Source organism: Elusimicrobiota bacterium (genome assembly GCA_041658405.1).
In the GTDB taxonomy this organism is placed as follows: Bacteria; Elusimicrobiota; UBA5214; order JBBAAG01; family JBBAAG01; genus JBBAAG01.
Map to the genome: position 1 here is coordinate 35,492 of JBBAAG010000020.1, position 6,431 is coordinate 41,922.

At 42.1% G+C, this 6,431-nt stretch carries 7 protein-coding genes; 2 read left to right on the plus strand and 5 right to left on the minus strand.

What is annotated here, in order from left to right; all coding sequences use genetic code 11:
- Window positions 1-6: 6 nt before the first annotated feature.
- From WC955_05450 to WC955_05470, 5 genes are read right to left on the minus strand one after another with little or no spacing between them, the layout of a single operon-like run.
- Window positions 7-816, minus strand: a complete 810-nt coding sequence (locus WC955_05450) for a sugar phosphate isomerase/epimerase family protein (GenBank protein MFA5858492.1) — start codon at window positions 814-816, stop codon at window positions 7-9.
- Window positions 795-1,796, minus strand: a complete 1,002-nt coding sequence (locus tag WC955_05455; GenBank protein MFA5858493.1) for a uroporphyrinogen decarboxylase family protein — start codon at window positions 1,794-1,796, stop codon at window positions 795-797. The genes WC955_05450 and WC955_05455 overlap by 22 nt, the downstream gene beginning before the upstream one ends.
- Before the next feature lie 15 nt (window positions 1,797-1,811).
- Window positions 1,812-3,065 (minus strand): hypothetical protein, encoded by a 1,254-nt coding sequence (locus WC955_05460; protein MFA5858494.1) that lies wholly within the window; start codon window positions 3,063-3,065, stop codon window positions 1,812-1,814.
- Between the two features lie 9 nt (window positions 3,066-3,074).
- Window positions 3,075-4,274 carry a Gfo/Idh/MocA family oxidoreductase gene (locus tag WC955_05465; GenBank protein MFA5858495.1) on the minus strand — a complete coding sequence of 400 codons (1,200 nt, stop codon included), beginning with the start codon at window positions 4,272-4,274 and terminating at the stop codon, window positions 3,075-3,077.
- Between the two features lie 36 nt (window positions 4,275-4,310).
- A complete protein-coding gene (locus WC955_05470; protein ID MFA5858496.1) occupies window positions 4,311-4,655 on the minus strand; it encodes a PilZ domain-containing protein in 345 nt (114 codons plus the stop codon).
- Between the two features lie 105 nt (window positions 4,656-4,760).
- Between WC955_05470 and WC955_05475 the strand changes: the two genes are divergently transcribed.
- Window positions 4,761-5,375: a DedA family protein gene (locus WC955_05475; protein MFA5858497.1), complete on the plus strand. Its 615-nt coding sequence runs from the start codon at window positions 4,761-4,763 to the stop codon at window positions 5,373-5,375.
- Window positions 5,376-5,388: 13 nt separating this feature from the next.
- Window positions 5,389-6,252: a hypothetical protein gene (locus WC955_05480; GenBank protein ID MFA5858498.1), complete on the plus strand. Its 864-nt coding sequence runs from the start codon at window positions 5,389-5,391 to the stop codon at window positions 6,250-6,252.
- Window positions 6,253-6,431 lie beyond the last annotated feature (179 nt).

Genomic DNA, 6,431 nt, shown 5'->3' on the forward strand with positions numbered 1-6,431 from the left:
TAACTATCACACTTTGTTTATGTTCCGAAGGTACTCAATCGTGTGTTTGATATCAGTTTCAAAGTTTTGCCATTTACATTCACATGTAACCCGGGAGGTATAACCAATATTGTTTAATATTTCAAACAACCACGGGATAGGATACTGTCCTGTACCGGGATTCAACCGTCCGGTATCTGATATATGTATGTGTTTAATAAAACTCGCATAATTGGCGATATCTTCTATATTTTGATTTTGTACAACACAATGATGGATATCAAAAAGGATTCCAACGTTGAAAAGTTCGAGTTCTTTAATATACTTCCCGATACTGTGTATATCCGTGAAAACATTGGTTTCTGTTGTCTCCAGGTTCTCAATTGCTATGGTGATCCCGTACCCCGCGGCAATACCCGCTGCTGTCCGCATGAATTCAGTTAGTTGCAGCATGCCTTCTTCCCGTGTAATTGTATCCGGGATACTGCGTGCCCTGCCGCTACCGAATCCCACAACTTTACCTCCGAGTAAATGTATGCGGTTGAGTACTAATGATAGATATGATTCAATCCTGGCTTTATCGCGGTCCGGCCCGGTTAGTGGTAATGCCGGGGGAATGAATAGGTAAAATGTTTCAGGAAATATGCTGTGTGTGTTAACATCTTCTCTCAGTGTTTTAAACCCGGGATCGTCAAGTTCAGGGCCTATTAGCCTGCTTACAGGTAACTCGTAATAATCATACCCTGTATTCTCAAGTATTGACGAATGGTTGACTGAATTTATGCAGATACCGTATCGTATCTTCCGTGTGGCCATTATTTTTTTAGTCCCTGGCATCGCGCAAGGAATGTTTCATACGCCCACATATCAACTTCTTCTGTAATACCGATACCTTTTAGGTCGCCATAGTTTTTGGCAATCAGGCCGCCGTTAGGGCCAAAGAAGTTGTCTACCATTTTATTCGCTGCAGCAACAATCTTGGTTTTATCTTTAGTCTGCATGGTTTTTTGTATATCGACAGGGGAGTATAAGCATACATGCAGTTTTTGGAGTTTCTCCGCTAACTTTTCAATCCCGTAAAGTTCGGGTTGGTCAAACTGGAATGCGTTAACCCCGACTTCTGCTAGGTCGTCAAGTATCAGCCAGTTGTATCCGCAGGAATGCATGAGGACATGTAACCCGTTATCATGCGCGGCCTTGCATAACCGTTTATATAACGGTTTAAAAATCTCGCGCCACATATCAGGGCTTACGAGTAACCGTTCCTGTGTGCCCCAGTCTTCACAGTAGAAGATTCCGTCTGCACCGGCTTCCGCCATGCGTTTGATAACTTTCTCTAATAACGTTGTTACGCGGTCGTGTAGGATGTCAATATTTTCGCGTTCAAGCACAAGGTCGCCAAGGTATGTTTCAAGTTTACGCATGTAACGGCAGATAGCGAATGGAAATCCGGGTAGTGATGCCAGCCGGTATTTATCACCGGCATTAGCAAAACGTTCTTTTGTTTTTACGTATAATTCGGGTTTATCAAGTTCCGGGAGTTTGTAAGTTGCCAGTTTGTCCCAAGTGTCCAATACCGGCGTGTGTACTTCCCCGCCGGAACTCATGCCTTCTATTCTGTACCACAGGTTGCCCCAGGCATCATCATAAAACTGTTTGTTATTTTCTACCCACATACGTTTCTTCCAGATAAGGCTGGTATCGATTCCTGCCCCGCAAAAATCACTTAACCGTTTACGGTCAAACGCTAATCCTATGCGGTCAGGTTTTGTAAAATTTAAATTTCCTTTAATAACATCTCTTGGTGTCATTGCCATAAAAAATAGTACTCCTTATTTCCGGTTACTAACTTCCTGTGCAGCTTCCGCCCATTGGATTAACAACTGCGGGTTGTTATTTATTGAATGTATATCGCTGAGGTTGATGTCAATATTCGTTGTCCCCGCAGTGTCTACGATTGCCTGTACTTCTTTCTTCATATCGTCTTTTGTATACCCGAAGAACACTTTGCCGGGATGTGCATGTGTTTCAAGAACTACCTTATCCCCGAACTTTTCTGCTGCAACTTTTACTGTTGACCATGGGGATACATGAAACCTCCGCAGGTTGGGGAGTGTGGATATGATATCCACTTTTTTGTCTAAACACTCACAGCCGTGGTAATATACGGTTTTATTCGTGAAATACTTTGCAAGCCGGCAGTTGTATTGGTGCACAAATTCGTTGTACATCGTTGGGCTTAACCCCGAGGATGTTTGTGCTGATATATACACCCATTCGTCGGTAAGGTTGGGTTTTCTGTCCTTAAAATCCGGTGCGAGGTATGCGGAATGTACGCGCATATTGTTTATCGCGTATGCGCCGGTACGATCCGGCCGGCAGTTGATCGCGCCGGTTGTGTTACGGTTAATATGATTTTTTTCAAACGCTGACGTTATATAGTCCATCAACGCATGAACTTTATCCGGGGCGTCAATGACGTTATACAGCATATTTTCAATCCCGCACATTCGTACCGCAAGGTCGAACGGGATAAATCCTGTGCTCGCGTAGTTTACATTTACACTTAGCCTGTTATCTACCAAATCCGCAGCTTGTTCCTTCCGTGTATTTGTTGCGTCGTTGTCAACTACCTGGTCGGTAAAGTTTAGTTTACTGACATCGATACCGTCACCGAAGATCGCAATGATACGTTTAGCTTCCAGGTCGGTATCTTCACTGTGTTCCGACCCTTCCCATTTAAGATCAACTCCCCAGGAGATTGGGGTTTTGTACATAGCGGATACTGTAAGTTCCGGCCATACGATATGGTCGTCGGGAACGTTGTTTGCGATCCAAAGGCGTTTTCTTAACCCGGACTCAAGTCCGCGGGCGAACCGGTCTTTACATTTGAGAAAGTTCGCGCCGAGCATTAGCTTCCAATGAGTATCGGGTATGCCTTCGTAATACACGCAGACCGGGATTTTATCAGTTTTCTTTAATGCCTGATGGCCTGCCCACAACTTTTTTTTGTACTCCTGTTTTTTGTCATTCGCAAGCGCCAGGATTTCGTTAACTAACGGAGCAATGATTTGTTTGTCGTTCACGCTATACTCCTACTCATATATCTGTTTATAAACTTTTACCGGGATTTTTATGTCGCCCAGGATTGACGGTTTTGGTTGATGCGCTTGTTTATCTTTATCCGCAGGGTTTGGTGACCAATTATCATTCTCGTATTTTTTACGGACGGATTCTTTCCGGAAATCCGGAACTTCAAGAGAAGCGTTGCCCATTAACGCTGACTTGTACCCAAGTATTCCGGGGAGTGTCATATCAACGGATTCATAAACATCAATCGGCGGTTTTGTGTCTTTCAGTATACTCTCAACAAATTCGTGGGTAACAAAAAAATCGCTGCCCCCATGCCCAGTTTGTGCTGCGAGGTCAGCGTACTTCTTGAACTTCGCGAGGTAGATATCGGTACTGAACTGTAACGGTTTGGTTTCAGTGAACACGTTAAGTACTGTTTTATCGGTAAGACGGTTATGTTCAACCGTACCTTTTGTGCCGTAGATACGGTACCACAAAGTATCCCTTGGCCCGTTTGACCACGGGATTATACGGCTGATCGCGCCGTTGTCCATTGTGCACATCAGTACACCCCAGTCATCGCCTACCCGGCCAACAGTTTGGCCAATGCCTTTATTGACAAAGAAGCCGTTGACTTTCACGGTTCGTGTTCCGGTAATCCACGAGATCGGGCCGAGTGAGTGTGTACAGTAATACGATGCGGGTAGCCAGTTACGCCAGTGTGTTGGGCCGTTTGTAAGGATTTTCCATTGTGGACGGCAGTCATGGATATACTCGCCTTCACCGTAGGTGTACTCGCCTAACACGCCTTTTTTGTATAACACTTTCATTTCCTGTATGTGCGGCATATAACAATAATTCTCTGCCATCATATACTTTTTCCCGGTTTTTTCTACGGTACGGCATAACGCCACGGCTTCCCCAAGTGTCATACATGCAGTTACTTCTGATAATACGTGTTTCCCTGCGTGAAGCGCTTTTATAGCTTGTTTTGCATGGTCCGGGAGATACCCGGCTATAACAACGATGTCAGTATCGTGCTCCAAAAAATTGTCGTAGTCAGAATATAAAGTAAGATCCGGGAGTTTGGGTTTTGCTGCGGAGATACGGTCTTTACTGAAATCACAGATGGTTACCAGCTGGGTGTTGGGATGCGCATTAAAACTTGTAGCGTAACTCATCCCGCGGCGTAATCCTAAGACTCCAGCTTTTAGTTTTCTCATAATAACATATTTCTCCTGTTCCTATTAGGCTAATTGTTAACCGTTCATCTTGGTAATATCATCAATAAACGATTTGAATGATATTGTTTTGAAGAACCCGAGGTTGTGGAACTGTACGCCGTATGACATTTTTTGGTACTCCGGATGTTTCCACGAGATTGTGCCGGTTAATGACACTTTCTTCCCTTTTGGCGAGGTTAGTTCAAAAATGTAGTTTGGTGTTCCATCAATTTCTTTTTCAATAACGATACTTAACCCGCCAAAACTTATGTTACGGGTAATACCGTGGGAGATCAACGCTTTTGTTTTTGTACAAATAATGTCTACCGGCAACGCAGCGTTATAGCGTTTGTAGTACCGTTTTTCTTCCCAGTTTGTCATCTTAGTTATAAGTCCTTTTGTAAACGTATCTTTTTATATTATAATACATATTAATAGGTGCTAATAAAAAAATTAGAGTTTTTGATTAGAAAGGTGCGTTGTTTTATGGGGTTAACAGAATTTCTTGCGGGGTATATCACAAAGTTTATTGACGCAACTGGGTATGCCAGCGTGTTTATTTTGATGACAATGGAAAGTATGGTATTCCCGATCCCGAGTGAAGCAGTGATGCCGTTTGCCGGGTTCCTTATTTCCGACGGGAAGTTTACGTTTGTATTAGTAACGTTCTGGAGTACATTAGGGAGTATCGTTGGGTCAATGCTGTCATACTTCATGGGTAAGTACGGGGGGAAGCCGTTTGTAAATAAATTTGGGAAATATCTTCTACTTGATGAGGAAGAACTGGCGGTTACAGAAAAGTTTTTTGGGAAGTATGGCGACGCAACAATCTTCGTCAGCAGGTTCATCCCGATTGTACGCCACCTTATCTCGATCCCCGCAGGTGTTGGGAAAATGAACCTCGTGAAGTTTGGGATTTACACCGTTATCGGTGCGGGTATGTGGAACACATTCCTCGCGTGGTGTGGGTATGTGTTAAAAGAACACTGGGACGCTGTGATGAAGTATAGTAAGGTAGTGGACATCGTCGTTCTTGTCATACTTGTCGGGTTGGTAGGGTTGTTTATCTACCGCCATGTGAGAAAAACGAAGCGTACTTGAGGAATATAGAGAAATGAATGCAGCGGTTCTAATGGTTGTAGCACTATTAGTAATAGGAGCAGGATTCATTGGTAAAGGCGTGGGTACTGATAAAAAAGTAACGATGACGGAAAGTAAAACGCAACAACAATCGAATGTTAGTAGCAGTGAACAAAAAACTGATACAACAACAGTTACACAAAGTGATTTGAATAATAGAAAGTTATATGCACAAATAATGGACATTACCGGAGAAGATGTGCAAATTAAACCACCTAAACAAGTCGCAGAAGATATAAGTAGTTACAAAAAGATAATTAATAGTATTGGTTTGGGTTACAGTTTAGGGTTAGGTGTCAGACCAGGGCATATTCCTACTAGTGGTGGAGATCCAAATCCTTTGGTATTATTGAACGCTTTTGTTGGGAAAGAAAGTTTTAATATATTTTATGAATGTAGATACCACAAAATAGGTTTAATACTTGATGGAGCTTATCAATTTGATGGTATTGAAGGGGAGTTTTATGAGCCATTTTATTATAATGAACAATTAGAATTCTATACTTACAATATTACTGACAGCAATGTGTTAACAATTTCAATGAAATTGCCATATCACTTTAGAAATAATTCATATATTGCTATCGGTATTAATTATAATTTTGTCGATTTTGTATATCAAAAAAGTAATCGATCAATTTATCATTCTGTTAATACTGAAAAAGCACGAGTGGAAGATCTGGGTTATTTAGCTGAATATGTGTGGCAATTTTTTAAATGGAAAAACTTAGCATTAATGGGTCAAGTTTCATATAGGTATTTTCGTACTTACTCTAATATATTTACTATTGATAATAGTGGCGTGTTTTTCAATTTAGGTTTACAATTGTCTAAATAAAGGAAGAAAGACACACGGGGAATAAGGCAGAATTTATGAAGAACCACAAAGTAGTAGTAGCGGGCCATGTGTGTTTAGACATTATCCCGAAGTTTGGATGTAAAAACGTTGACCGGTTAAGCAACGTGTTAGCGCCGGGCAAACTCGTGAACGTCGGCGCGGCAATGCTTTCCACCGGC

Coding starts and splice junctions, on each gene's coding strand:
- WC955_05450 (MFA5858492.1), bottom strand. CDS start 816: ATGCCAGGGACTAAAAAAATAATGGCCACACGGAAGATACGATACGGT.
- WC955_05475 (MFA5858497.1), top strand. CDS start 4,761: ATGGGGTTAACAGAATTTCTTGCGGGGTATATCACAAAGTTTATTGAC.
- WC955_05455 (MFA5858493.1), bottom strand. CDS start 1,796: ATGGCAATGACACCAAGAGATGTTATTAAAGGAAATTTAAATTTTACA.
- WC955_05465 (MFA5858495.1), bottom strand. CDS start 4,274: ATGAGAAAACTAAAAGCTGGAGTCTTAGGATTACGCCGCGGGATGAGT.
- WC955_05470 (MFA5858496.1), bottom strand. CDS start 4,655: ATGACAAACTGGGAAGAAAAACGGTACTACAAACGCTATAACGCTGCG.
- WC955_05480 (MFA5858498.1), top strand. CDS start 5,389: ATGAATGCAGCGGTTCTAATGGTTGTAGCACTATTAGTAATAGGAGCA.